Genomic DNA, 24,732 nt, shown 5'->3' on the forward strand with positions numbered 1-24,732 from the left:
GCCTGGTGCAGTTGCAAGTTACTTGGCCGGAGAGGGGTAGATGGGTGGATGGGTGGATGGGTGGATGGGTGGATGGGAGGATGGGAGGATGGGTGAGGGACGTGGGAATAGTGGTTAAAATTGGAGTGAGCAATCAGAGGGTTCTATGCCATCCCCCAACCTCTCCAATATGACCCTGGACGATCTTCAGCAAATGATTGCTCAGATCGTAGACCAGCGCATTGCCCAGTACCTGGTGCTAACCCCCTCTGCCCAGCCCCCCACTCACGAAACCCTCGCCTCCGTCGCCCGCCACCGTTGGACGCCGCCCCCCGAAGCGCCAACCGTAGTTGAGATGCTCCGCGCCGACCGAGACCGCTAATGGCTGAGCAATATGTGGTTCATGAAGGCACTATGGCAGAAAAACTGACCTTCCGGTACGACAAGGTTGGCGATATTCTCTATATCGACCAATGTTCCCCCTATCCCGAACAAGAATCTGAGGAAATTGGCGACGAAATAGTGGCCCGCCTCAACCCGAACTCTGGCGAAGTCGAAAATCTTGAGATTCTGTTTTTCTCTAAGCGGTTGCTGGGCTCAGATTTGCTAGAGCTACCTCTAGTGGCCAGCCTAAAACTAGCAGCATCCTAGCGGCAATCATACAACTGCTCAGCTTGGAACACAGACAAGCATAATGCCCTGGAGGTCAAATGGTTACAACTCTGAATAAGCCATCTTCTCTGATTCATGAAATCCAGCTTGAAAAAGTTGACAACTGGAATCTGTTCAAATTCAGTGAATCTCTTCAATTTCGAATGGAAGCCCTTCTAGAAAAGAAAAAAGCTGACCAGCTTACTCCCGATGAACTTGCAGAACTAGATGCGATCGGGGAGTTAGATCGCATTTTTACTCATATTAATGCGATGCTTGCTGCTCAAAATGCCAATCAGTGATGAGCTCAAACAGGCCATTCGAGAGCGGGCGAACTATATTTGCGAGTATTGTCACTCTCCAGAACGGTTAAGTGCTAATCGGTTTACCGTTGATCATGTCATCCCAAAGTCTTTGGACGGTTCTGATGCGATCGACAACCTTGCGCTGGCCTGCCGTCGTTGCAATGAGAGGCGCTACAACTTTGTGGCGGGAATTGATCCAGAAACTCAGGACATAGTTCCCCTCTTTAACCCCCGTAGACAGAGGTGGTCAGAGCATTTTGCCTGGCAAGATCAAGGAGTAGTCATAGAATGAACTACTCCTGTTGGTCGCGCAACTTGTCATCGTCTTGATTTGAACGATACTCGTTATCCAGAGAGTGATTCTATTCGAGAAACCAGACGATTTTGGATACAAACTGGATTGCATCCTCCAGCAGATGATCCGTGCCGAGCCTGAGTATTAGTGAGTCTCGTAGGGTGGGCACTGCCCACCTTCATCTACGCCGCCTCCCAAGTACTCTCTAGCTCACTCTCCAAAAACAGCGTATCTGGCCCAAAATCTTGCTCGTGGGGCCATTGCACACCTCCGAAAAAAGGCTTCACCAGTTTGAAATAAGAATCGTTACGTAATTCCTGGAAAATACCCTTATCCAGGTATGGCGAGGCATCAAATAGCCGCACCTCTCCATTATCAAAAAATAGCCTCAAGTAGTTATTAGCAAGAGGCTCTACTTGCACTACCCTTGGAGACATCCTGACCTCCTACCTTAACGGATCAATCTTAAATATTTGCTCTCCAGCAACAGCTAACTCCCAGTTAGCCATCAATTCATCCTGGTGAATCTCTATCCAGGCCAAAACCAGCCTCAGCTTTGCACTCCTCCCATTATGGCCTGTCATTCCCTCATCTTAGGCCAGCGCATTGCCCAGCACCTGGTGCCAGCCCCCTCTACCCAGCCCCCCACTCACGAAACCCTAGCCTCCATCGCTAGACACCGCTGGACACCGCCTTCTGGTACACCAACGGTGGTCGAGATGCTCCGCGCTGACCGAGACCGCTAATGGCCGAGCAATACGTTGGCCTTCAATGTGATTGGGTGATCGTCGAGGTGTTACCTCAAGTTAGGTAAACCTTTACCCGTTGTCCCCAGCAAAGCTTGTTACAACCGAAGAGCGACATAGCCCAGACTTGGCATCGGTCTGACATCACATCATGGTTTTTACAATCGGCTTAATGCCCCATGGCTCGTGCTTCCTGTGGGATCCCTGGCTCACCTCCTTACACGTTGCTAGCGATATTGGGGTATCTATCGCTTATTTTTCCATTCCTGGGCTCTTATATCTCAGTCGTCAGCACATTGAAGCAGGAATGCGTCCTTTACTGCTGCTATTTGCTGCTTTTATTCTCAGCTGTGGCATCGGCCATAGCTTAGACATTTGGAACATTTGGCATGCTAACTACTGGCTAGAAGGCGGATGGACGGCAATCACAGCGGGTATTAGCCTATACACCGCCTTAGAGCTCAAGCGAGTGGTGCCGACACTGCTATCGACCCAGCAACAATTGATTACCACCCAGGCGATGCTCCTGAAGGATCCGCTGACCGGGATTGCCAACCGTCGAGGTCTAGAAATCGCTATTACTGAATTACCCTGCCAAAAGGGGAATCAGCTGCTGGACCATAGTCTCGTACTGTTAGACCTGGACGGATTTAAACAGGTGAACGATCGCTATGGACATATGGTCGGGGATGCGTTGCTGAGGGCGGTCGCTGAGGTGCTTGACAGTCACACTCGTTCAATTGACTTGGCCGCCCGGTTAGGGGGCGACGAATTTGCGCTGCTGCTGGTGGGCTGTTCCACGGTAGAGGCCAGAGCTATTGCTGAGAAGCTATGTCAGGCAATTCGCAAGATTCCCCTTTTTGAGCTGTCTGAGGAACCATTGGATGCAGCCCTGGCAACCAATGCAAACACAGGCATTTCGGTCAGCATTGGCATCAGTGAAATTAGTGCTGCTAAACAGTCCTTTAATCAGGCTTACAAAAATGCTGATACAGCGCTATATGAGGCTAAACAAAACGGCAAAAATCAGGTCGTAGCTCATCCTGTTGTTAGTTCTTAATAAATCCTCCTAAGTCTGGTCGGTAGCGGGCCACGAAGCCCCCGTGGGCATCATAGATAGCAATTTGTTGGTTAATTTGATGGCTAGTGGTGGTCATGGCCTCAATTAGCTGTTGGGCCTCAGGACTGAGTTGATTGGTGAAGGCAAAGGTGCCATCGGCGGCGGGGGGAGTGATGGCCTGGCGCAGGGGTTCAGCATACTGACTCGACAACGTCACTTGCACCTGGCTCGGGCTTTCCCGTACCGCGCAGGGGGTGGCTGACCCGGCACATAATTCTCCGATGGTGGCCGTTAGCTTTTGCAGTGCTACGGCTGACCGAAGCCGCTTTTGGGCATTACTGAGGGCGGGTTGATAGGTAGCGAGTAAAATCTCCCCTTCCTCAGCCAACAGGGTGTCGGCCGGAATTTGTTGAGTCTGGGCGACAGCCCGTTGCCAGTAGGTCACCGCTAGCGTCCATTGACCCTGAGCTTCGTAGGCGGCGGCTTGGCGGGCCGCCTGAACGGCCTGGTCATAGCCACGGGCGCCAGTTTCTTCTAGGGTGGAGCGGTTTTCAGCTCGGGACAGTTGTTGGCGATAGTCCTGGAGTTGGGCTTGGGCCTCCTGGTAGACCATGGTGCCCCGGGGAATCAGGGTGAGTCCTTTAATGGCCGCTTGCCACTCTTTGGCGGCCAGCTGCCACCCCGCCAGAGAGTTGGCCGTATCCATGCGCTGGCGAGCCAGGTCGCCGGTTTGCAATGCCGTATTAAAGTTGGCTTCGGCTTCTTCTTCGGCAATAATCCGCCGACCAATGGCGTTGTAGTTAGAGCGGTATTCGCTCAGTTTCTGCTGAGCATAGTCAAACACGGGGCTATCGGCCGGAACGCTGTCTAGCCAGTTGGTGGCCTGCCGCCAGAGCTGATGAATTTTAACCCAGCGTTCAACCGGGTGAGGCGGGTCTTGGCTGAGGGCAGCCGCTTGACCAGCTAGGGACTGAGCTTGAAGCACCGCATCTAGGGAGGCGAGGCTGGCTCGATAGTGCTGTAGGTTAGGCTGGGCGGCGTCATAGTACCCTGACCAACTGGGTATTGAGGCGAGGAGGTCAATGGCCGCTTGCAGGTCTGCCTGGGCGGTGACCAGATCTTCGCTAGTGGGGCTAATGGTGAGGCTAACTTGGGCCACGTCATAAAAACTAGCGGCTTTATCAATGCGATCGCAGCTGCCCACCACACAGGGCCGAGTTAGGGCATAGGCAAAGGCTCCACTGCCCAGCAAAATTAGGGCCGCTAAGCCATAGCTCCAGTAATCCTTCAGAAACTGCCAGCTTTGATGCCTCCAGTACTGACCTCGCTGGGTCCAGGGGTTGGGATCTGGCGGCTCCACAGCCGTATCTGGGAAGGCTAGGGCCGCATCAGGGAAAGGGGTGGATTCATGGGGCGACGGGCCTAGGTAGAGGGGGCCAGGTTCAGAGCGATCGCCAGTGTCTTCGCCAGTTACAGGTTCTGATGAGGGTGTCACCCCATCGGGGGCAGGGGGCGCAGCCGTCGGGGCGCCAGTGATGCCCGGCGAGCTGGGAGTAGCAGCAGGGGTAGCGTCCTGGGGCTGGACGGGGGGCGTCTGCTCGGCCATTGGCTCAGCCAGGGGAAACAGGAGCTGGGCCGCATCCCCTGGCTGCCAGGTGAACGTATGAATAGCGTAAGGGTCAGCTGTCCGCTTTACCTTGAGATAAATCCGCACAGGTAATTGGTCGACCATGGCCCAGTCCGCCTCTGGCAACCCGACCGTAGGCACCAGGTCGCGAAATGCCGCCTCTAGTTCCCGCAGCAGGTCATTCGGGTTCTCCACCTCTGGGGCAGGATGCTCGGCCAGCAGCAGCAACTTTCCCGACCGCTCAGAGCACTCAACCGTGGTTAGCCCAGGATAGGGATTGATGGCTTTCAAATAGTCACCAAAGGCTTGGCTCAAGGGCTCAAGACCGGCATGGGTGGGGGATACAGAGAAGGTCATGGGTATCAATAAACGTTGATTGAAAAACCAGTGCTCCTAACGTGGCTAAACCAGTCTGCGATGCCCCCTGTAGACCCAAGTAGGCCAGACGCCCCCTGGATAGAACCCTGACTTTGCGGCCAACGCCATGACAACCGAGGGGGTCTTGTGAGTATGCTAGTGCAAGGTTGACATTCTGGGACAATCAATTGCGGTGCTAATCTTAATTGTGGAAGACGAAGCCGAAATTGCCCGCCTAATTCGGCTGTATTTGGAAAAAGAGGGATTTAACTGTGAGGTCTGCGAGGATGGGGAGACTGCCCTGCGCTATCAGCAAACGCTACAGCCAGACTTGATTATTCTGGACGTGATGCTACCAAAGCTTGATGGTTTGGAGGTCTGTACCCGTATTCGGCAAGGACCAGGGGCTAAGGATCCCTATATTCTGATGCTCACCGCCCGGGGGGAAGAAATCGACCGGATTATTGGCCTATCTACCGGGGCGGATGATTATTTAGTCAAGCCGTTTAGCCCCCGCGAACTGGTGGCCCGGGTGCGTGCCCTGCTACGGCGTAGCTTGCGCCACAGTCAAGAACCAGCGCCCCAGGTTTATCAGACTGCGCACTTTTCTGTGGACTTAGACCAGCGGATTGCCCATCGTCATCATCAAAACGCTCCTGCTGATCTGCTTGATTTAACCCCCCTAGAATTCGACCTGCTGGCCACTTTTATGAGCTATCCGGGTCGAGTTTGGAGTCGTCATCATTTAATCGAAAAGCTCTGGGGGGAAGACTTTTTTGGCGATGAGCGGGTGGTAGATACCCACATTGCCCGTCTACGCAAAAAAGTCGAGCCCGACTCTTCCCAACCCACCTATGTGAAGACGGTGACGGGGGTAGGGTATCGCTTTGAAGATGACCCGGCCAGTTAACATCATGGGGCTTTGGCGGTTAGAACCAATTCGGATTGTACTTGTAGAGCCCGCTGGCCCGCTGAACGTTGGGGCCATAGCCCGGGTGATGAAAAATATGGGCCTGCACCAGTTAATTCTGGTCAATCCCCAATGTGACCCCCAGTGCGAGCAGGCCCAGCACATGGCCGTTCATGCCCGCGATCTGCTGGCGGCTGCCCGCATCGTAGGAACGCTGTCAGAGGCTTTGGTGGGGTGTCAGCGGGCGATCGCCACCACTGGCCGCCTACATCCCCAAGATCAGCCGCTGGAGGCCCCAGAGGCGGCGTTACCCTGGTTGTTATCCCCGATGCCTAATCCCAATAAATGGGCAGCAGCCTTGATCTTCGGCCCAGAGGACCGAGGGCTGAGTAATGCGGAATTGATCTATGCCCAGCGCTGGGTGCGGATTCCCGTGAGCGATGCCTACCCGTCTTTGAATCTGGCCCAGGCGGTGGCCATTTGTGCCTATGTACTGCATGATTCGGCCCAGGGTAGGGATGCAGGGATGGCAAAGCTGGCAGCGCAATCCACCAACCTTCCCCCGCCACGGCCAGACTTGGCCACTCCCCCCCAGGTTCCCCTCGATCAAGCCCCTCTAGATCAAATGGAAGGATTTTATCAAGATTTAGAATCGCTTTTACTCAAAATCGGTTATCTTTACCCCCATACCGCAGCTAGTCGAATGGCTAAGCTGCGCCGATTGCTGCAACGGGCCGAGCCCAATTCTCAAGAATTAGCTATGCTTAGGGGCGTTTTAAGACAAGTCAACTGGGCGATCGCGTCGGAACAATCATCAGGGCAGTCGCCAGATCAGTCATTAAAGCAGTCATCGGATCAACCGGAGGCTTAGTTAGCGGTATGGTCTGATCATGGTGCTAGTGGTTAGGTAAACAGCAGGCGTAAACGGCATAGGTAAACGAGCTATGGCACAGTACGGTGACCCTTACAACCCGTCTTCTTCCCTGGGGCGATCGCCAGGGAGTGATGGGTCCAGCCGCAACCTGGGGGATGCGACCAACCGTTCTTCTGCCCCAGAGGACACGTCTAAGGCTGAACCCCGGCCACTGAACCTATCCCGCCGTCGGAATCAGTGGCGCGAGCATCGCTACATGACCCCAGATTTTGGCCTACCGGCGGCAGCTACAACGGAGCCGGAAGCGCCACCCCAACCTTCCCGTAATGCGGCTTTACCCCAGTTCAACCAGCGACCCAATGTAGGGGGACCGCCGAAGGCAACGGGAACTCAAGCCTCCCCCAGCTACACCCTGGGGCCATCACCCGGAGACGGCAGGACTCCGGTAGGGGCGGGGCGACAGGCACACTTGCCCATGGCTAACCAGACCGTAGGACGGCCGCTACAAATGCATCCCCATAGCATCTCCCCGACTATCAACGCAGGGGGGAAGCGGGGACTAGGGTCTGGTGCGGGTGGCGGGGCTGCCCGTACCATCCCTGAATCGATGGCATCTCCGTCGTCGTTGCCTCCCCAGCCTACTACTGACAAGGTGACGCCCCTACGCCGTCCCTTGCGCCAGCGGTCTAGACTGTCTTCTGCGCCGCCGTCGCCAGCCGCTACGGCGACCGCCACCACTGCGGCCCCAGGAGCACTACGCTCCAGGCCCCGGCCCAATTCTCCACGGCGACGAATGGCGAAGCCGCCGTTGCCGGTGCTTTACCTGATTCGCCTTGTGATTCTGGGGGTCGGGGTGGCTGCCATTGCTGGGACCTTGCTATCGGTCTTGAGCCCAGCCAATGTGGCCTCTCCGCCTGGGGATAGCCCCAGTGCTGGGCGATCGGCACCAGCGGCGGCACCGGGCGGCGGTCTGGTGCAGGGCAATACCGCTAACACCGTGGCTGATTTAGGCCTATCCAGCGAGTTAACCCGGCTTAACGCTCAGCTAGAGCAGTTGGCCACCCTTACCCCCGGCCTTACCCCAGTTGCCTTTGCCGTCGACCTCGATACTGGGCGCTATGTGGACCTGGGGGGAGACTCGACCGTGGCCGCAGCCAGCACCATCAAAGTGCCGATTTTAATTGCCTTTTTACAACAGGTGGATGCAGGTACCATGGCTTTGAATCAGGCACTGGTCATGCAAGAGGATCACATGGCTGGCGGCTCAGGCACCATGCGCAATGATGCGGTGGGGACTGAGTATACAGCCTTGGATGTAGCCACTCGCATGATCGTCACCAGCGACAATACAGCCACCAACATGATGATCGACGCCCTAGGCGGGCAAGATGCCTTGAACCAATTGTTTGACTCCTGGGGCTTAGAGGCTACGGTATTGCGCAATCCACTGCCGGATTTGGAGGGTACGAATACCACCAGTACCAAGGATTTGGCCCTGATTACAGCCCTGATCGACCAGGGGGGATTGCTGACACCGCGATCGCGCGATCGCCTGTTCAGCATCATGCAACGAACCGTCAACCGCTCCCTGATTCCCTTTGGGATCAACGATGGCTCATTGATGGCCAATAAAACCGGTGACATTGGTGGTCTGCTGGGGGATGTGGCCCTGGTGGATGTGCCCAATGGCAAGCGCTATGCCCTGTCGCTGTTGGTGCAGCGGCCCGACAACGACGGTCGTGCCAGTGAGCTGATTCGTCGCATGACTGAAACCATCCACGCCGAGATGAGCCAGCCTGTGGCCCCCGTGGGCAACCCCAATGTTCGCGCTATACCGACGGAACCAGGGGCAAGTGAGGCCGAGCAGAGCGAAGATGCTGACGACTGGGAAACGGAGCCAGTGCCGGGGGTGAGTCCCATCCCTCAGGAGCGGCCACCGGCTCGGGATGAGATTCCTCAGGGGTAAGGGGTAAGGGGACAGGAGACAGGGGACAGGGGACAGGGGACAGGAGACAGGAGGCAGGAGACAGGAGACAGGGGACGGCAGAAATGACTCATTGACTTCTGTTAGCGCAAACCTTTACGTGTAGAGACTTCTCCTCCTAAGAAACAAAACCTAATTGATGCCAAAAAATCCTGATTGTCGCCAAACTGGAAACAGTTTTGGTTCTTCCACTTTGTGCTCACCCCAGCGGGGTTAGTGGGAAGCTGCCTTCTGCCTTCCCCTACTAGTCCCCAGGAATGTGATTTGAAAACACGTATATCCGCTGGGTCTCTAAATTGCTGATCAGATCAGTCGGGGTGATGTGGTCAGGACTGGCCGGGGTAGTGCGATCAAAAATCTGGCGGTCTAAGCCCACCTGTAGCCGACTAAAGGGGTCATCGCCCCCGGCAGATACTAAAAAGGCCAGTTGATCAATGTCTGGCCAGGTGACCAGGTCATTGAGCATAGCCATCACTGCCTTGAGTTGGGGGTGGTCGGGCTGCTGATACCAATCCTCAGCGATCGCCCCCTGGGTATCCAGGCCCAGGTGCACAATCAAGTGGGGTTGGCTAAACAGGGCGGCGGCCACCCGTCGGGGTTCCTCTTGTAGCAGCAGTCCGTGATTGGCGGCCTGATGGCGGAGTTTCTCTAGCTTGGGATAGCGGGTTTCTACCGATAGGGGGCCGGATCGCCAGTGGATAGCCACCGTAGCCAGATAGGTTTGCACCATCAGGTGACCTAGCTTTTGGGCCTTGGTGGCCAGATAGCTGGAGTTATAGGTGGTGGCTTCAATAATCAGCGGCACCCGGTCCACCATCTCCAGGCCATAGCCTTTGATACCAGCAATTTTGCGAGGATTGTTGGTAATTAGGCAAAACTGTCGTACCCCAATGTCATTCAGAATTTGGGCGCCAATCCCATAGTTGCGCTGATCGACCGGTAACCCTAGCTTTTCATTCGCTTCTACGGTGTCTAGACCAGCATCCTGAAGGGAATAGGCTTTGAGTTTGTTAACCAGGCCAATGCCGCGTCCTTCCTGACGGAGGTAGACGACAACGCCCCGCCCAGCGGATTCAATCATCTTCAGGGCTGCCTGCAATTGCATGCGGCAGTCGCAACGCAGGGAACCAAAGGCATCGCCGGTCAGACATTCCGAATGGACCCGCACCATCACTGGGGCGTCGGCAAAGGTGGCCGGGTCTCCTTTGACCAGGGCAACGTGTTCAGAGTCATCCAGCAGGTTGTGGTAAGCGTAAATTTGAAACTGACCGAACTGGGTGGGCATGTCTGCCACGGCTTCCCGCTGCACAAAGCGCTCGTGCTGAAGTCGGTAGCTGATCAGATCGGCAATGCTGATCAGCTTTAGACCAAAATTTTTGGCATACTCGATCAACTCTGGCAGTCGAGCCATGGAGCCATCCGGATTCTGAATTTCACAGATCACTCCGGCCGGGTACAGCCCGGCCAGTCGGGCCAGGTCTACCCCAGCCTCGGTGTGGCCCGCTCGCTTCAGCACCCCCCCTTTTTTGGCCCGCAGCGGAAAGATGTGCCCCGGGCGACGGAGGTCACTGGGGCGGGCGTTGGGGTTCAAGGCCACTTGAATGGTGCGGGCCCGATCTTCAGCAGAAATACCGGTGGTTACCCCCCAGGAGACGGCGGCGTCAATGCTGACGGTGAAGGCGGTTTGCTCATTTTCATCCTCAAAACTGTTATGGCTCACCATGAGGGGCAAATCTAGCTCGTCAAGGCGATCGCCGGTCATGGCTAAACAAATTAGACCTCGGGCTTCTACGGCCATAAAGTTAATGATGTCGGGGGTGGCAAACTGGGCCGCACAGATCACGTCCCCTTCGTTTTCTCGATTTTCGTCGTCAACCACCACAATGGCACGCCCGGCCGCTAAGTCTTGCAGGGCCGACTCAATGGTGTCAAATTGAAAGTCTGGCAGGGGCTGTGGTGCGGTGCGGTTGGGATCAGACATCCCCGATGCTGGATCAAACACAATCTTGGCTGGCCTTTGTACGGTATAGGTCCTCAATTGCGGGCCAAAGCGACAGTTGGCGCTTCTCCACGGGCCAAATAGGCTACTGGCGCTCAATTAAAGGGTTCGCTACGATTCTAGCGTTAATGCTGGGACCACCCTGGGATTGCCTCCGAAAAGCGCGATCGCCGCTTAAATTATTTTTCTGGCATTTTTCTGGATTAACCTCTGAATTAACAAATCTGACGCATCTCACTTCAAGATGTTGGTTTAGTATTACTATGCCTGCATTATCCAGCCGCCCATACATTAGGATCCAGATCCTAGTTTGCTAAACGTCAGTTGTTTACATTCAGTTGGTTACATAAGGAGATTAAGGAGACTTCCGAGGAATAATATCCCCGCTTTAAGTCAGCGATCGTAGCTACTGTAGGGCATTGCCCACCACTGGGGAAAATTTTCTAGAAGTCACTGAGTCCCTAGGGCACATCTATCCAGGTCGTTATCTTAGTCCAGGTCGTTTTCACCCTGTTTTAGAGCATGAGCGAGTTACCGGCGGAGAAAATTTCAGTAGGCATTGTTGGGGCGTCGGGCTATGGGGGGGTACAGTTGGTGCGCCTACTGACCCAGCACCCAGCGGTGGAGTTAACTTACCTGGGAGGCGATAGCAGTGCCGGCCAAGCCTATACAGACATCTATCCCCACTTGGCTGACCGGGTCAGCTTAACTGTAGAACCAGTGGACTTAGAGGTGATTGCCAGCCGCTGCCAGGTGGTGTTTTTATCCCTACCCAATGGGTTGGCCTGCACCATGGCCCCCACTCTGTTGGCCAAGGGCTGCAAAGTGCTAGATTTATCGGCGGATTACCGGTTTGAGAACCTGGGCACCTACCAGTCCTGGTATGGGGGCGATCGCCAGGATCAAGCGGTGGCGGCAGAAGCAGTTTATGGCTTGCCCGAACTGTTTCGCGATCGCATTCGCACCGCCCAGTTAATTGGTTGTCCTGGGTGCTATCCCACCGCCAGTTTGTTGGGCATTGCCCCGCTGCTCAAACAGGGGTTGGCTCAGCCTGAAACCCTGATTATTGACGCTAAATCGGGCACCTCTGGGGGCGGTCGAGTCGCCAAAACCCCAATGCTGCTGGCCGAGGCCAGTAATTCCCTGGGGGCCTATGGGGTGGCCCGCCATCGTCATACTCCAGAAATTGAGCAAATTTGCACCCATCTGGCCCGCCACGAGGTGACCGTTCAATTTACTCCCCACTTGATCCCAATGGTGCGGGGGATTTTAGCCACGATTTACGCCACCTTACGGGATCCTGGCCTGGTCCGAGATGATCTGCTGACCATTTATGGAGCCTTTTACCGGTCTTCCCCCTGGGTGACCGTACTGCCCAACGGCACCTACCCCCAGACTAAATGGGCCTGGGGCACCAACCGCTGCTACATCGGCCTGGAAACCGATCCTCGTACCGGTCGGATCATTGTGCTGTCCGCCATCGACAACCTAATGAAAGGCCAGGCATCCCAGGCGGTCCAGTGCTTTAATCTGATGATGGGGCTGGATGAATCTGTGGGGTTACCTAGTGTTACGTTTTATCCTTAGGGACTTTGCTGAGGGGGGAGGTAGTAGGTTGCAGGTATCAGGTTTTAGGAATAGTTGAATGTACTAGTGCAGCATCAAGTCTTGAGTTTAGGGTTAGCAGATGTAGAGATTTGGTGACATCAAAGTCTGAAATCCCCTCCTTTGGAGGGGTAGGGGTGGGTCAAGCAAGCCCGAAAAGACCCACCCCGCCCTTTCCTGCGGAACGCTTCGCGAACGGGCACCCCTCCGTGGGAGGGGATCATAAAGTCCTGATGTGTTTGAAGCAATCTACCTGAAGATCAGAGGCTTTTGTAAAGCGCTTACCCTAATTTTTAGGCTTGACAGACCACTAGCTGCTTTTCGTTCTTCGCCTCTTCGTTCTCCACTCTTTGGTCTTGAAAGCAAGCATGGGAACTCAATCTAAGGCAAAAACGCTATTTCTGTTGGTCTCCATGGTGGGCTGGTTGTTGGTGGGTGCGGCCCTGATGTATTTGTGTCCAGTGCTGCTGGACTGGTTCTGGCCTAGCGATCGCACCCACCTTTGGCTAAATAATCTATCTAAGGGAGGCTACAATCCACAGCTCGCTTGGGTCGGGGGAGGCGTCGCCCTGGTGCTGACTGTGACGGGGAACCTGGTGTGGTACCAGTGGTTTGAGGGCAATCAATAGGGTCAGTCTGGGCCACTGACGGCTGTCCCGTTAAGTACTCCGGGTGCTTGATTTCTTCTGCCTTGAGCACAATCAAATACTCATAAAACGCCTGGAGGGTACACCAGGCTAGACCGGCCCGGCCATCTCGCCAGGCTCCTAGCACTAGCATCATGTAGAGCCAGCGCACCAAGGGCCGGCAAGGAATACGCAGGGAAAGATCCTTCAAGGCTCGGCGTCGTTCAATTTCCGATCTACCCCATAGCAGCGATCGCCACTGAACCTGCCCTGTGGCCAACTGTCGTAGGGTTTCTTGGGCCTCGTCGGTGGAATAGCGGTTGTGTTTTTCAATCCAGCGACCAAGGCCTTTACTACAGGTGTAGTGGGGATAGGTCTCGTGCAAAAAGCCAGTGGTCCCCGTTACCACCTCCCGTTCGGCATGGCCGTAGTCGTCAAACCAGACCTGTCCCCGCTTCAGCAACCTCAACTGATACCGCGGAAACTGAGTGCTATGGCGAATCCAGGTGCCCAAAAACATGACTCGCTCGGCCACGTAGTAGCCAACGGCATCGGACCGGGTAATCGCTTGCCAGCACTCGGCAAACAGGGCTGGGGTCATGCGCTCGTCAGCCTCCAGGATGTAAGCCCAGTCGTATTTGCAGGGAACCTGTTGCAACATCCAGGTGCGCTGCTGACCATGGCTGCTGAAGGGGTGCTCTACAAACCGCACAGGATACTGGGTGGCGATCGCTTTAGTGCGATCGCCACTGCCAGAATCCACCACAATCACATCATCAGACAGCAAAGCTGATTCGATACAGGCGGCAATATCTCGCTCTTCGTTGTAGGTGAGAATGAAGATAGAGAACATAGAATTAAGCGATGCAGACTGTTACTGCCTTTAGGGAGAGCGGTAAACGTTAACCGTCGTCGTTAAGCACGGATTTAACCTGCTAGTTTGCACTGCATCCAATGTTGCGCCAAGGGTGTCCGCTGTAGCAGGACCTTGGGACAACCTTTATCAAGTACTCACATGGTGGGACCGCTACGTGAATCCATAACAAAAAAGGACTGCGTTAAGCAGCCCTTTAAGTCAGGAAACTAAATTAAGCCAACTAAAGCAAAAGGCTTCAGCCAAAGGTTTCCAGACCGACTTACCCCAAGGGCTAGTCAATCATATCTTTCAGCTTATCCTTAGCGTCTTCTTTGGCCTGGGTGAGTTCAGCTTCAGCCTGTTTAGCATTCCCCTCAGCTTTATCTTTGGGGTCGCCAGTCACTTCACCCATAGCCGCCTGAGCTTTACCTTCAACGTTCTTAGCAGTAGCTTTAGCCCGATCTTCGATAGACATAACGGTCGGTTCCTTGAATTACAGTCATTACACACACTGTAAAGGTCACGACCTCAGCACCCATCTACAGAGGGGAGGAGTCAAGGCTACGTCCAAATGGAGAGATCTTTTGATTCTGGCAACTAAGGACACTTCCCAGCAAGACCATCCCTGCTTTCACCAGTGATCGTAGGGTGGGTATTACCAGCACTGTCAAGGTGCCCTAGCGAAAGCAAGTATTTGCTAGCTGTTCTTACCTAAAGCGCTCTGCAAGCAGGTTACAGCTCACTCACAGGCTCACTAGGCCCGGCCGCTGCTTCTTCCCGCAGATAGCGATTTTTCTCGCTCACCAGCGGACTGGCCAGCATCAGCAAGGCAATTAAGTTAGGCGCGGCCATCAACCCATTCAGGGTGTCAGCAATATCCCAAATCAGGACCAGCCCCCCAATCGCCCCAATGAACAAAAAGGCTAAAAACAGCAGGCGGTAGATAAACACTACCCGGGGACCAAACACATACTCCCAGCTTTTTTCGCCGTAAAAGTTCCACGTCAACATGGTGGAATAGGCAAACAGCACAATACCAATGGTGACAATCCAGCCACCGAATCCAGGCAAGGCGGTGTCAAACGCCGAAGAAGCTAGTACAGCACCTGTTTCACCGGTTTCTAGACTACCCGTCACCAGAATCGCCAGAGCAGTCATCGTACAGACAATGATGGTGTCGATAAACACCTCCCACATCCCCCACATCCCCTGGCGGGCGGGGGTATTTCGGGCCTGGGCATGAACAATAGAGGCCGCCCCTAGGCCCGCTTCATTGGAGAAAATCCCCCGGGCAATCCCATAGCGCACGGCCATACCCACTGCAGCCCCTTGGAAACTACCCAAGGCTTCGCTGGGATTGAAGGCGTAGTAAAAAATCGAACCAATCGCCCCAGGTACCCGAGGCAGGTTAACCAACACAATCAGGGTAGCCCCAATGATATACAGGACCGCCATGGTCGGCACAATCTTTTCAGTAGTTTTGGCAATGCGGCTGATGCCCCCCAGGGTGACTAAACCAACCAGGACCAAAACAATAATTCCAGTCAAGACGGGGGGCATACCCAGGCGAGTCTCTAGCTCAGCTGCAACAGTATTGGCCTGTACCATGTTGCCAATGCCAAAAGCCGCCAACCCAGATAACAGGGCATAGAGGATCGCCAGCCAGCGCCAGTTCTGACCTAGCCCCTTCTCGATGTAATACATTACCCCACCGGAAACCTCTCCAGTTTGAGGATCGATCTCACGATAGCGGACCCCGAGGGCCGCTTCGCCAAACTTAGTGGCCATCCCCACCAGAGCTGACATCCACATCCAAAAAACAGCCCCAGGGCCCCCTAGAGCCATAGCCGTACTGACCCCGGCAATATTACCCACCCCAATGGTGCCAGCCATGGCTGAGGCAACCGCTTGGAAGGAGGTAATCGCGCCCGGTTCGTCACTGTATCGGCCTGAAAACAGTTGGCCAAAAGTCTGATTCCAAGCTGGAATCAAATGAGTAAATTGGAAAAACCGTAACCGAATCGTCAGATATAGTCCGGTGCCAATCAGAAGCACCATAAAGGGAGGACCCCAAACAACGCCATTGATAGCGCCATTAATGGTTTCAATGGTTTCTATCATCACTTCAAGGTTCTTGTGTTATTGCGGCCAGTTCTAGGAGGAGCAGCATGGGCCTTTTAATGGCCCTAGGAGCATGATCAGGCATCAGGCTGAAAGCAGCCTATATGGCCCAAATACTAAGGTCAACCCATGCTTAACTCAAGATCAGTTCCAGAACTGTAACAATTTGAACCTAATAGCCTATGATTGAACGATTGAACCTAATTACCGGGTCTGAGACAACCAATCATTGGCGAAGTCGCCCCGGTCGGGTAGGGAGGCACTGGTATAAACCGGTTGCTGAATCGCAAATGATTCGAGCTGAAAAGCCTGGTTACGGTAGAGCAGATAGTTACTCATCAGAAAGTACACTCCCATCATGGCCGCAGCGGAAGTGGCCACCAAGAAGCCAGCCAGCATCAAGGAAAATTCCTGACCTTTGACAGCTTGTTCCATCAAGCGCAAAGCCCAAGCCACAAGTGCAATAACAATAGCCAGGATGAGGAAAAGCATAAAACAGGAAATGCTGTAGACAGGTATAAATAGTTCAGATATCAAAGCCTTATGTTACACATCGTAACAGGCTTTAATAAAACTAACAGCCTTTCCATAGAAAGAATTCAGATCTTTAGATCTTCAGATTTCCTGAGATGCTGACGAGGACGGGGTGCCAGGGGACTAGAATTTAGGTCAACCGCACTGGAACCTGGTGGGCTTGCAGATAAGCTTTGACCTCAGCCACAGTCAGTTGGCCGTAGTGGAGCAGCGAGGCCAATAAGGCGGCTTCCGCCTGACCTTCAGTCAGGGCTTGGTGAATGTGCTGGCAGTTACCGGCTCCCCCCGAGGCAATCACGGGTACAGGCACCCGCTGGGCAATGGTCTGAGTCAGGGCTAGGTCGTAGCCAGCTTGAGTACCGTCAGCGTCCATGCTAGTAACCAGCAGCTCGCCAGCGCCCCGACGCACCATCTCTTCGGCCCAAGCGACGGCATCTAACCCGGTGTTATCACGCCCCCCGCGCACGTACACATCCCAACCAGCGGTCTCTGCCCCTGCTCGGCGACGCGCATCAATGGCCACAACGATACATTGTGACCCAAAGCGATCGCTGGCTTCGTTGACAAACTCCGGCCGCTTAACCGCCGCCGAGTTAATGCTGACCTTATCGGCTCCCGCCCTTAACAATTTTTTAATTGTTTCTAAGGATTGAATGCCACCCCCGACGGTAAGCGGAATAAATACCTGCTCGGCGGTTTGGTAAACCACGTCATAAATAATGTCGCGGTCTTCGTGGGTGGCGGTGATGTCGAGGAACACCAACTCATCGGCTCCGGCCTGGTTATAGGCCTGGGCCAACTCCACGGGGTCACCAGCATCTCGCAGGTCGACAAAATTAACCCCTTTGACCACCCGACCGGCTTTCACATCTAGGCAGGGAAGAATTCGTTTTGCCAACATTGCGGTTACCCAAACCTTAAAAATACGGTGCTATTACCTGGCCCACAGCGACTATCTGCCGAGGTAGCGCCCCATGGGCGTTGATTCAGGATTGCTCCCCGAGGGGAGACCCTGGCCTGGGCAATTATCTGCCACGGTAGATTTACCGCTTTACCATAGATCACTACGGGGCAAGACGCTGATAAACTGTGATCTGGTTTTATCGTTGGAATTGCAGTTGGAGCCCTTTGCAGTCATGGGTTTAGAGATCGGACAGAAAGTTAAAGTTGCCCGCCTGCGCGATCGCGTCTCCCCAGACGTGGCCGACCGCCTAGGTAAAAGTGGCATCGTCAGCCAGTTCAAGATGGTAGACGGTAGTGGCATTGGTGTGGTGGTTGAATTTGACGATAAATACGCCACCTGGTTTTTTGAAGACGAGCTTTCTCCGGCCCAGTGATTGTTAACGGGCCTGGCCCTAACGGTTTAAGACAAGGCGTGGTATGGCACAGATTCTGACGTTTTTAGGCAAAGGGGGCTGTGGCAGTACCACCCTGGCGATCGCCACAGCCAAGCAACTGGCTCAGGCGGGGCAGCGGGTGCTGCTGGTGATTCGAGATATCAGCCCTGGGCCTGCCGTGCTGTTAAACCAAGGCTTAACCCCTGAGCCTGCCCCCCTCGGCACTAACCTCTGGGCCTTACAGGTCCACACCACCCACCTTTTAGAGAAAAGTTGGGATGATCTGAAAGCCCTGGAAACTGAATACCTACGGACTCCCCTACTCAAGGCTGTGTACGGACAAGAGCTGGGTATTATGCCCGGCATGGACAGTGCCCTAGCCCTGAACCTGTTGCGGGAGTACGATGCCAGCGGCCAGTATGACGTGATTGTCTACGATGGCACCAGCGCCATTGATACCTTGCGCATGTTTGGCCTACCAGAGATTTTGGACTGGTATGTGCGCCGCTTTCGGGGGGTATTTCAGCAGTCGGATCTGGGGCGGGTGTTATCCCCCTTTATTCAGCCCGTGTCAGCGGCGGTGCTGGCGGTTGACTGGTCAGGGGATCTGCTCGATCAACCCACAGGGGAAGTGCGATCGCTGCTCGAGCAAGGCCGAGATGCGGTCAGTAATCCGGCCAGGGTCATGGCCTTTTTAGTCACCACCCCGGCAGCCGATGCGGTGGCCTCAGCCCGTTACTTTTGGGGCAGTGCCCAGCAGGTGGGATTAACCGTGGGGGGGGTGCTGGTCAACCATGGGGAGCTGGCCTCAGACCAAATCGAAGCCTTTGTACCCTTGCCCCACTTTCCCATGCCGTCCCAGCAAACCCAGGGATGGGAGGCCTTGATGGCGGCGATCCCAGATCCTCAGCCCTTGGTAAGTTCTGCCCCCCACGCTACGGTAGTTGATGTGGCGGCCAAAACCGTCAAGCTGTTCCTACCCAGTTTCGACAAAAGCCAAGTGAAGCTAACCCAGTACGGTCCAGAGGTGACCGTGGAAGCCGGTGATCAACGCCGCAATTTGTTATTGCCACCCGCCCTGCAAGGACGCGCGATCGCTGGCGCCAAATTCCAGGAACAATACCTGGTGATCTCATTTAATTAGTTGAGCATTGAGCTATGCCCTCCACAGGCCATCAAGCCCGGAGTGAGCACTAGCGTTTTGACCACGATATCTACTAGCGTTCACCATGGCAGAACCATCCACTCCCGCTGACAACGCTGTTACCCCTGCCCCTAACCCTGAGGACCAGGGGAGCAAGGCTCGCCAGCTGTTAGGCATGAAAGGGGCTAACCCTGGCGAAACATCCATCTGGAAAATTCGCTTGCAGTTGATGAAGCCGATCACCTGGATTCCCTTAATTTGGGGCGTCGTGTGTGGGGCGGCATCCTCCGGGCAGTTTCGCTGGAGTCTAGAATACGTCTTGATTTCTGCCGCCTGTATGTTGATGTCAGGGCCCCTACTGACCGGCTACACCCAAACCCTCAACGATTTTTACGATCGCGACATCGACGCCATCAACGAACCCTATCGCCCAATTCCCTCCGGGGCCATTTCCATTCCCCAGGTAACCACTCAAATTTTAGTATTACTGGGGGCTGGCATTGCTGTGGCCTACGGTCTAGACCAGTGGGCCGGGCACGACTTCCCCATGATTACGGTGCTGGCTATTGGGGGATCGCTGGTGTCCTATATTTACTCAGCACCGCCCCTAAAGTTGAAGCAGAACGGCTGGCTGGGTAACTATGCCCTGGGGGCAAGCTACATTGCGCTGCCCTGGTGGGCTGGCCATGCCCTGTTTGGCGACCTCAACTGGACCATCGTGATCCTCACCCTGCTCTATAGCTTGGCAGGGCTGGGCATTGCTGTGGTGAATGACTTTAAAAGCGTTGAGGGCGATCGCCAGATGGGCCTAAAGTCACTGCCGGTGATGTTTGGCGTCAGCACCGCCGCCTGGATTTGTGTCTTAATGATTGACCTTTTTCAAGGGGGCATGGCCGCCTACCTGATGGCGATTCAGCAAAATCTGTATGCCGTGCTGCTGATTTTGTTGATTATTCCGCAGATTACCTTCCAGGACATGTACTTTTTGCGGGACCCCCTAGGCAATGATGTGAAATACCAAGCTAGTGCTCAGCCCTTTCTGGTCCTGGGGATGTTAGTTACAGGACTGGCCCTAGGCCATGCGGGGATTTAGCCGTTACCCTTGATGAAATAGCAGAAACCCCATAAAGTGCTTGTTAGCCTTTTTGGTCCTTGGCGTTTGTCCAAAAGTCGCCCTCACTGTCTAAGGATTATGGTGAGAGCAGGAGGGCAGTAACGTCAGAGTAAAGTCATTGGGGTCTAGGGACCTCGATGTTTCACGGCGGTGGAGGATAGACATCGTGATCACTCGATTTTGGTTGAACTGGCTATCGCTACTGTCAGCTGAGCGTAAGCATCCCCATGATCATACGGATTTTGCCCGCACAGCCCCCATTCAGCGATCGCCCCAGCCCCCAGCCCAGCCCCAAACCATCCAGTCGCCGCCGCCCCGCTTCTATCGGCCGCTATTTCTGCGACCTCTATTCTGGCTAGTTCTATTGCTGGCAGCAGGGCTAGCAGGGGGCTCTACTCGGGCCTACCGCGTGTGGCAAGCCACCAACGAAGACCTGCCTGACACCTCCCAGGCTCTGACCTTCCAACGGGATGGTACCGTCACCATGGTGTCCGCCGATGGCGCCATCCTCCAGAAGCTAGGACCAGCATCTCGGGAAACCATTGCCTATGAAGATTTGCCTGACGAGCTGGTAGCGGCGTTTATCGCCGCCGAGGATCAGCGGTTCTACAATCATAACGGCATTGACTATCGAGGCATTGCCCGGGCAGCCCGAGCCAATCTGCTAAATCGTGACCTGGTGGAAGGTGCAAGCACCATCACCCAACAGTTGGCCAGAATTGTGTTTCTCGATCAAGAACGCAGCTTCCAACGCAAAATCAAAGAAGGATTACTGGCCCTAAAGCTTGAAGAAAACCTCAGTAAGCGGGACATCATTGAGCGCTACCTGAATTTGGTTTACCTGGGGTCTGGGGCCTATGGGGTCGCCGATGCCGCCTGGGTTTACTTTGGCAAGACCATTGACCAGCTGACTGTGGCCGAGTCGGCGATGATTGCGGGGATGGCCCCAGCCCCTAGCCTCTATTCGCCAGCGGTTAATCAAGAGGCAGCCCGATCGCAGCGCAACCGGGTGATTCGGCGCATGTTAGCGACCAGCGCCATTACCACAGCGGAAGCCGAAGAGGCCTTGGCCGCCGATGTGGAGGTGTCCCCAAACCAGCCAAAATACCTCTACAGTGAATTTCCATACTTCACTATCTACATTCAAAAGCAGTTAGAGCAGCTGTTACCCCCCGAACAACTAGAAGCCGGGGGGCTCACCGTCGAAACCACCTTGAATGTGTCCTGGCAGCGGAAGGCCGAAGCAACGATTGCTGAGGCCACAGAACGCTATGGTCGTTGGCAACGGGTTGAGCAAATGGCTCTAGTTGCCGTTGATCCCCGCAATGGCGAGATTAAGGCCATGGTTGGCGGCAATGACTTTAATGACAGCCAATTTAACCGGGTCACCCAGGCCCAGCGGCAACCTGGCTCTACCTTTAAATCGTTTGTGTATGCCACCGCGATCGCAGGGGGCCTTTCCCCTTACAAAAATTACACCGATGCCCGCTACGTGGTAGACGGATACGAGCCTGAAAACTATGGCAAAACCTTTAGCGGCGACATCGACATGCTGCGGGCCCTGCGCAATTCTGTCAACGTCGTCGCCGTAAAGCTGCTAGTGGATGTCGGCTTCGATCCGGTGATTCAAGTGGCCCAGCGCCTGGGCATTGAGTCGCCCTTACTACCAGCTTATTCCTTGGCCTTGGGCACCTCTGAGGTCAACCTTCTGGAGCTAACCAGTGCCTACGGCACCTTTGCCAACAAAGGGGTCCATCGGCAGCCCCATGGGATTCGTCGCGTTCTAGACGGGAACGGCGAGGTGATTTATGAAACCCCTAACGAATGGGAGCAGGCCATTGACCCAGATACAGCCGCAATCATGACCTGGATGCTACGAGGGGTGGTTGAAGGAGGTACGGGTGGTAATGCTAGCCTCGGGCGGCCCGTTGCCGGTAAAACCGGCACCTCTGAAAACTACCGAGATCTGTGGTTCATTGGCTACATTCCCCAGTTAGCCGCCGGGGTTTGGATGGGGAATGACGACAGCACGCCTACCCGAGGAGCCAGTTCGACCGCCGCTGCCATCTGGCGGATGTTTATGGCCCAGCTGACGGATGACATTCCCGTAGAGCAGTTTCCTGAGCTACCTCGCCTGGGCGGGCGTGAGGCCACTGTAGAGCTGCAACCGGTTAGACCCGGTCGAGTGGTGGCCGATGATAGTCCTGGCCAAACTGCCAGTTCTGGCTCATCGGCACCAAGCCCTACCGCTGCTAACGATTCCTCTGAATCATCCTCCTCTTCGGAGTCTTCTGAGTCCTCTGAATCACCCCGGACTTCGTCTGGTGGTAGCGGCTCAGGCTCTAGCGGTACCGGCAGCTCCTCTACCCGATCAAGGGGAACCAGCTCCGAGTCGTCCAATGGTTCTGGCTCCTCTGCCCCATCCGAACCTGCTGCTGCGCCGTCAACCCCGACCCCCCAACCGGCCCCAGCCCCTCAGCCTGCGGTCAACCAAGAGCCACCCCCGGTGGCCCCAGCACCGCCACCAGCCCCGGCACCGCCGCCGTTGGCCCCCCCAGCCCCCCTAGAGAGCCCGCCCCCCAGCAACGGGGGAGATTAGGACTGACTGGCAGAGATCTGGCCACGCTTAGGGGGGAGGTCTTGGGTATCGGGTAGCAGTATCGGATGTCAGGAAGAATGCCCCACTGCTACCGCAGGGTTTCCGCTCAAGGGCCGTCACTTTCTGTCATGATCAGTCCAACGTCAACACTGACGCACCGATGTTTCTTTGGAGATGAACGTCCTATGACTATGATTCTTGCCGCAGTAGGTGGTCTGCCATCTTCATTTGTGTTGGTTTACGTCGTCGGGTTTATTGCGGCAGTCACCATTGGCTCTATCGCTTGGTATAACTCGAAGCGTCCCGCTGGTTGGGAAGGCAAAGACAAGCCAGACTTTATTCCCTCGGTGAAAACAGACGACGACACCAGTGAAGACAATTAAGCGATCGCAGTGGTCTGAAGCCTTAAGTCCCCGGGCAAGGTAGTCTTGTCCGGCAGACATAGAACTGCCGTTGCTGAGGGTGTCAGATGTCGTTATCCCTCCTGGGATGGGCAGGGGTGGGTTACACAGGTATCAGGAATAGCTGGCCGATCGATGCCGTAGATCACTAGAACGCCGGTTCAGATCCCAGGGTTCTGTCCCTGAATGCCCCAAAAAACGTGGCCAATCAGCCCAAGAACCCTGGGATCTTGACATACTGTACCGATGCTCTAGGATCCCTATCAGTCGACAACCCTCAGGCGGCCTTGTTGAATGGCATCGAACACCTGCTGGGCCATACGTTTATCCTGGCTGCTGAGGGTTGGCTGGCTCAGCAACGCCTGCATTAGGTCCTGCTGCACCTGCCGGGTAATGCGGCGATCGGCAAAGATTTGATCGACGATGGTTTTCAGGGAAGAGGTGGTGGTAGCCATGGCACCGTTCAACTCGTGATGGGCTTTTTTCGTACTCTAACTATGGCGTAATTGCAGGGTCACCACTGTGATAGCCCTGTAGCAAAGCTGTGATAGGGATAATGGATACAATTGATTCGGATCAGGGATCCTGTTGATCCAGATCACGACAGATCTAGCGCCCCACTCGATCGGTAGTCACCCTCTTTTCTGGTGTGTCGGCCAGATCCGTGGCCGCAGGTTGGGGACGGGTGGCATGGCCCCAGGCTCTGACAGAATAGAGGCCCAACGCGAGCCAGATGCTACCAAAGGTAACGCCATGGGTAGGGGTGAAAGGTTCGCCATAGAGAAAGATGCCGAGCAGTAAGGCAATCGATGGCGCCAGATACTGAAAGAAACCCAGGCTGGCTAGGGATAGACGCTGGGCAGCGTTATTGAACCACAACAGGGGTAGCGAGGTGGTCACCCCTGCGCCCATAAACAACACAGTCATAGGAAAGGATTGGCCAAAGTGACCGTTCCCCGTTAATCCTAGATAGCTAACAAACAACAGGGTTAACGGGGTAATTAATAAAGTTTCAACCGTTAGGCCCACCAAGGGGGCTACTGGGACGACTTTTCGCACCAGACCGTAAACGGCAAAAGTAAGGGCTAGACCAAGGGCAATCCAGGGAACCTGGCCTAACTGCCAGATAAAGTAGCCCACACCCACAGCCGCTAGGGCGACGGCCAGTTGTTGCACCCGATGCAGTCGCTCTTGCAGAAAGACAAACCCCAGCACTACACTCACCAGGGGATTGATGTAGTAGCCCAGACTGGCTTCTACGACGCGATCGCTGTTGACTCCATAGATATACAGCCCCCAATTGAGGCTGAGCAAGCTAGCGGTCAGCAGTAGCGCCGCCACCGCCTGAGGGGACTGCAAAAGGGCCCGCAGTGCCGGTAGTCGTCGCTGCGCCAGCAAAATGGCACAAAGAAACACCGCTGACCAAATCATGCGATGGCTGAGCACCTCAATGGCGGGGATTGCCCCAAACCACTTCCAGTAAATGGGCAAGATGCCCCAAGCAGCATAGGCCAATACCGCGTACAGAGGGCCTAAATTAGCCTCGGAGATAAGGACAGACAGCTTTAAAGAAGACAAGACATTACCGAAGAGTGGGCCGATTTATTT

24 protein-coding genes and 2 pseudogenes are annotated in these 24,732 nt (G+C 55.0%); 15 read left to right on the forward strand and 11 right to left on the reverse strand.

Annotated features, from left to right (window positions below; genetic code table 11):
* Nucleotides 1-145 precede the first annotated feature (145 nt).
* The 4 genes and pseudogenes from E1H13_RS02150 (at nt 146) to E1H13_RS02165 (ending at nt 1,371) form a co-directional block, all read left to right on the forward strand.
* Nucleotides 146-361, forward strand: a complete 216-nt coding sequence (locus E1H13_RS02150) for a hypothetical protein (protein WP_169611745.1) — start codon at nt 146-148, stop codon at nt 359-361.
* 32 nt (nt 362-393) lie between these two features.
* Nucleotides 394-630: a DUF2283 domain-containing protein gene (locus tag E1H13_RS02155; protein WP_169611746.1), complete on the forward strand. Its 237-nt coding sequence runs from the start codon at nt 394-396 to the stop codon at nt 628-630.
* A gap of 59 nt (nt 631-689) precedes the next feature.
* Nucleotides 690-932, forward strand: a complete 243-nt coding sequence (locus E1H13_RS02160; RefSeq protein ID WP_169611747.1) for a hypothetical protein — start codon at nt 690-692, stop codon at nt 930-932.
* Nucleotides 919-1,371 (forward strand): annotated as a pseudogene (locus E1H13_RS02165) (HNH endonuclease). Before E1H13_RS02160 ends, E1H13_RS02165 begins: the two are co-directional and overlap by 14 nt.
* 41 nt (nt 1,372-1,412) lie before the next feature.
* Here the strand turns inward: E1H13_RS02165 and E1H13_RS02170 are convergent.
* Entirely contained in the window at nt 1,413-1,667 is a 255-nt protein-coding gene (locus tag E1H13_RS02170; protein WP_169611748.1) for a DUF2442 domain-containing protein, read from the reverse strand.
* 9 nt (nt 1,668-1,676) lie between these two features.
* Nucleotides 1,677-1,793, reverse strand: a pseudogene (locus tag E1H13_RS27855) (DUF4160 domain-containing protein); the annotation flags it as partial.
* 9 nt (nt 1,794-1,802) lie between these two features.
* Between E1H13_RS27855 and E1H13_RS02180 the strand changes: the two are divergent.
* Together E1H13_RS02180 and E1H13_RS02185 are read left to right on the forward strand one after the other, a co-directional pair.
* Entirely contained in the window at nt 1,803-1,976 is a 174-nt protein-coding gene (locus E1H13_RS02180; protein ID WP_169611750.1) for a hypothetical protein, read from the forward strand.
* 151 nt (nt 1,977-2,127) lie between these two features.
* On the forward strand, nt 2,128-3,036 hold the full coding sequence (locus E1H13_RS02185) for a GGDEF domain-containing protein (RefSeq protein ID WP_169611751.1): 909 nt from the start codon (nt 2,128-2,130) through the stop codon (nt 3,034-3,036).
* Here the strand turns inward: E1H13_RS02185 and E1H13_RS02190 are convergent.
* Nucleotides 3,026-5,020, reverse strand: a complete 1,995-nt coding sequence (locus tag E1H13_RS02190) for a hypothetical protein (RefSeq protein ID WP_169611752.1) — start codon at nt 5,018-5,020, stop codon at nt 3,026-3,028. The genes E1H13_RS02185 and E1H13_RS02190 overlap by 11 nt on opposite strands.
* A 193-nt stretch (nt 5,021-5,213) precedes the next feature.
* On the opposite strand from E1H13_RS02190, the gene E1H13_RS02195 reads away from it, so the two are divergent.
* The 3 genes from E1H13_RS02195 (at nt 5,214) to E1H13_RS27150 (ending at nt 8,770) form a co-directional block, all read left to right on the forward strand.
* Nucleotides 5,214-5,930, forward strand: coding sequence for a response regulator transcription factor (locus tag E1H13_RS02195; protein ID WP_169611753.1), 717 nt, complete (start codon nt 5,214-5,216; stop codon nt 5,928-5,930).
* Nucleotides 5,914-6,801, forward strand: a complete 888-nt coding sequence (locus E1H13_RS02200; RefSeq protein WP_240966365.1) for an RNA methyltransferase — start codon at nt 5,914-5,916, stop codon at nt 6,799-6,801. Before E1H13_RS02195 ends, E1H13_RS02200 begins: the two co-directional genes overlap by 17 nt.
* A gap of 73 nt (nt 6,802-6,874) precedes the next feature.
* Entirely contained in the window at nt 6,875-8,770 is a 1,896-nt protein-coding gene (locus E1H13_RS27150; RefSeq protein ID WP_169611754.1) for a serine hydrolase, read from the forward strand.
* 262 nt (nt 8,771-9,032) lie between these two features.
* On the opposite strand, the gene ribBA is transcribed toward E1H13_RS27150, so the two are convergent.
* On the reverse strand, nt 9,033-10,769 hold the full coding sequence (gene ribBA / locus E1H13_RS02210) for a bifunctional 3,4-dihydroxy-2-butanone-4-phosphate synthase/GTP cyclohydrolase II (RefSeq protein ID WP_169611755.1): 1,737 nt from the start codon (nt 10,767-10,769) through the stop codon (nt 9,033-9,035).
* 540 nt (nt 10,770-11,309) lie between these two features.
* Between ribBA and argC the strand changes: the two genes are divergently transcribed.
* A complete protein-coding gene (gene argC, locus E1H13_RS02215; RefSeq protein WP_169611756.1) occupies nt 11,310-12,374 on the forward strand; it encodes an N-acetyl-gamma-glutamyl-phosphate reductase in 1,065 nt (354 codons plus the stop codon).
* A 537-nt stretch (nt 12,375-12,911) separates the two neighbouring features.
* On the opposite strand, the gene E1H13_RS02220 is transcribed toward argC, so the two are convergent.
* From E1H13_RS02220 to hisF, 5 genes are all read right to left on the reverse strand, one after another.
* Nucleotides 12,912-13,871: a glycosyltransferase family 2 protein gene (locus E1H13_RS02220; RefSeq protein ID WP_169611757.1), complete on the reverse strand. Its 960-nt coding sequence runs from the start codon at nt 13,869-13,871 to the stop codon at nt 12,912-12,914.
* A gap of 295 nt (nt 13,872-14,166) precedes the next feature.
* Nucleotides 14,167-14,349 (reverse strand): CsbD family protein, encoded by a 183-nt coding sequence (locus E1H13_RS02225; protein ID WP_169611758.1) that lies wholly within the window; start codon nt 14,347-14,349, stop codon nt 14,167-14,169.
* A 257-nt stretch (nt 14,350-14,606) separates the two neighbouring features.
* Nucleotides 14,607-15,995: a sodium:alanine symporter family protein gene (locus tag E1H13_RS02230; RefSeq protein ID WP_169611759.1), complete on the reverse strand. Its 1,389-nt coding sequence runs from the start codon at nt 15,993-15,995 to the stop codon at nt 14,607-14,609.
* A gap of 204 nt (nt 15,996-16,199) precedes the next feature.
* Nucleotides 16,200-16,430, reverse strand: coding sequence for a hypothetical protein (locus E1H13_RS02235; protein WP_240966366.1), 231 nt, complete (start codon nt 16,428-16,430; stop codon nt 16,200-16,202).
* 229 nt (nt 16,431-16,659) lie between these two features.
* Nucleotides 16,660-17,430 carry an imidazole glycerol phosphate synthase subunit HisF gene (gene hisF / locus E1H13_RS02240; RefSeq protein ID WP_169611760.1) on the reverse strand — a complete coding sequence of 257 codons (771 nt, stop codon included), beginning with the start codon at nt 17,428-17,430 and terminating at the stop codon, nt 16,660-16,662.
* A 235-nt stretch (nt 17,431-17,665) separates the two neighbouring features.
* Between hisF and E1H13_RS02245 the strand changes: the two genes are divergently transcribed.
* The 5 genes from E1H13_RS02245 to E1H13_RS02265 all read left to right on the forward strand — a co-directional run bounded on the left by E1H13_RS02245 (nt 17,666) and on the right by E1H13_RS02265 (nt 23,106).
* Complete coding sequence (locus E1H13_RS02245; protein ID WP_169611761.1) at nt 17,666-17,866, forward strand: DUF2862 domain-containing protein; 201 nt, start codon at nt 17,666-17,668, stop codon at nt 17,864-17,866.
* Between the two features lie 43 nt (nt 17,867-17,909).
* Entirely contained in the window at nt 17,910-19,010 is a 1,101-nt protein-coding gene (locus tag E1H13_RS02250) for an ArsA family ATPase (protein ID WP_169611762.1), read from the forward strand.
* A gap of 85 nt (nt 19,011-19,095) precedes the next feature.
* The gene (gene chlG / locus E1H13_RS02255) at nt 19,096-20,103 is read left to right on the forward strand and encodes a chlorophyll synthase ChlG (protein WP_169611763.1); all 1,008 of its coding nucleotides are present in this window, start codon (nt 19,096-19,098) and stop codon (nt 20,101-20,103) included.
* A 187-nt stretch (nt 20,104-20,290) separates the two neighbouring features.
* On the forward strand, nt 20,291-22,723 hold the full coding sequence (locus E1H13_RS02260) for a PBP1A family penicillin-binding protein (protein WP_347404108.1): 2,433 nt from the start codon (nt 20,291-20,293) through the stop codon (nt 22,721-22,723).
* Between the two features lie 185 nt (nt 22,724-22,908).
* Nucleotides 22,909-23,106: a hypothetical protein gene (locus E1H13_RS02265; RefSeq protein ID WP_169611764.1), complete on the forward strand. Its 198-nt coding sequence runs from the start codon at nt 22,909-22,911 to the stop codon at nt 23,104-23,106.
* 281 nt (nt 23,107-23,387) lie between these two features.
* On the opposite strand, the gene E1H13_RS02270 is transcribed toward E1H13_RS02265, so the two are convergent.
* Both E1H13_RS02270 and rarD read right to left on the reverse strand, forming a co-directional pair.
* Nucleotides 23,388-23,579 carry a hypothetical protein gene (locus tag E1H13_RS02270; protein WP_169611765.1) on the reverse strand — a complete coding sequence of 64 codons (192 nt, stop codon included), beginning with the start codon at nt 23,577-23,579 and terminating at the stop codon, nt 23,388-23,390.
* 154 nt (nt 23,580-23,733) lie between these two features.
* Nucleotides 23,734-24,702, reverse strand: coding sequence for an EamA family transporter RarD (gene rarD / locus E1H13_RS02275; RefSeq protein ID WP_240966367.1), 969 nt, complete (start codon nt 24,700-24,702; stop codon nt 23,734-23,736).
* Nucleotides 24,703-24,732: the final 30 nt, after the last annotated feature.

The organism is Nodosilinea sp. P-1105 (genome assembly GCF_012911975.1).
GTDB lineage: Bacteria > Cyanobacteriota > Cyanobacteriia > Phormidesmidales > Phormidesmidaceae > Nodosilinea.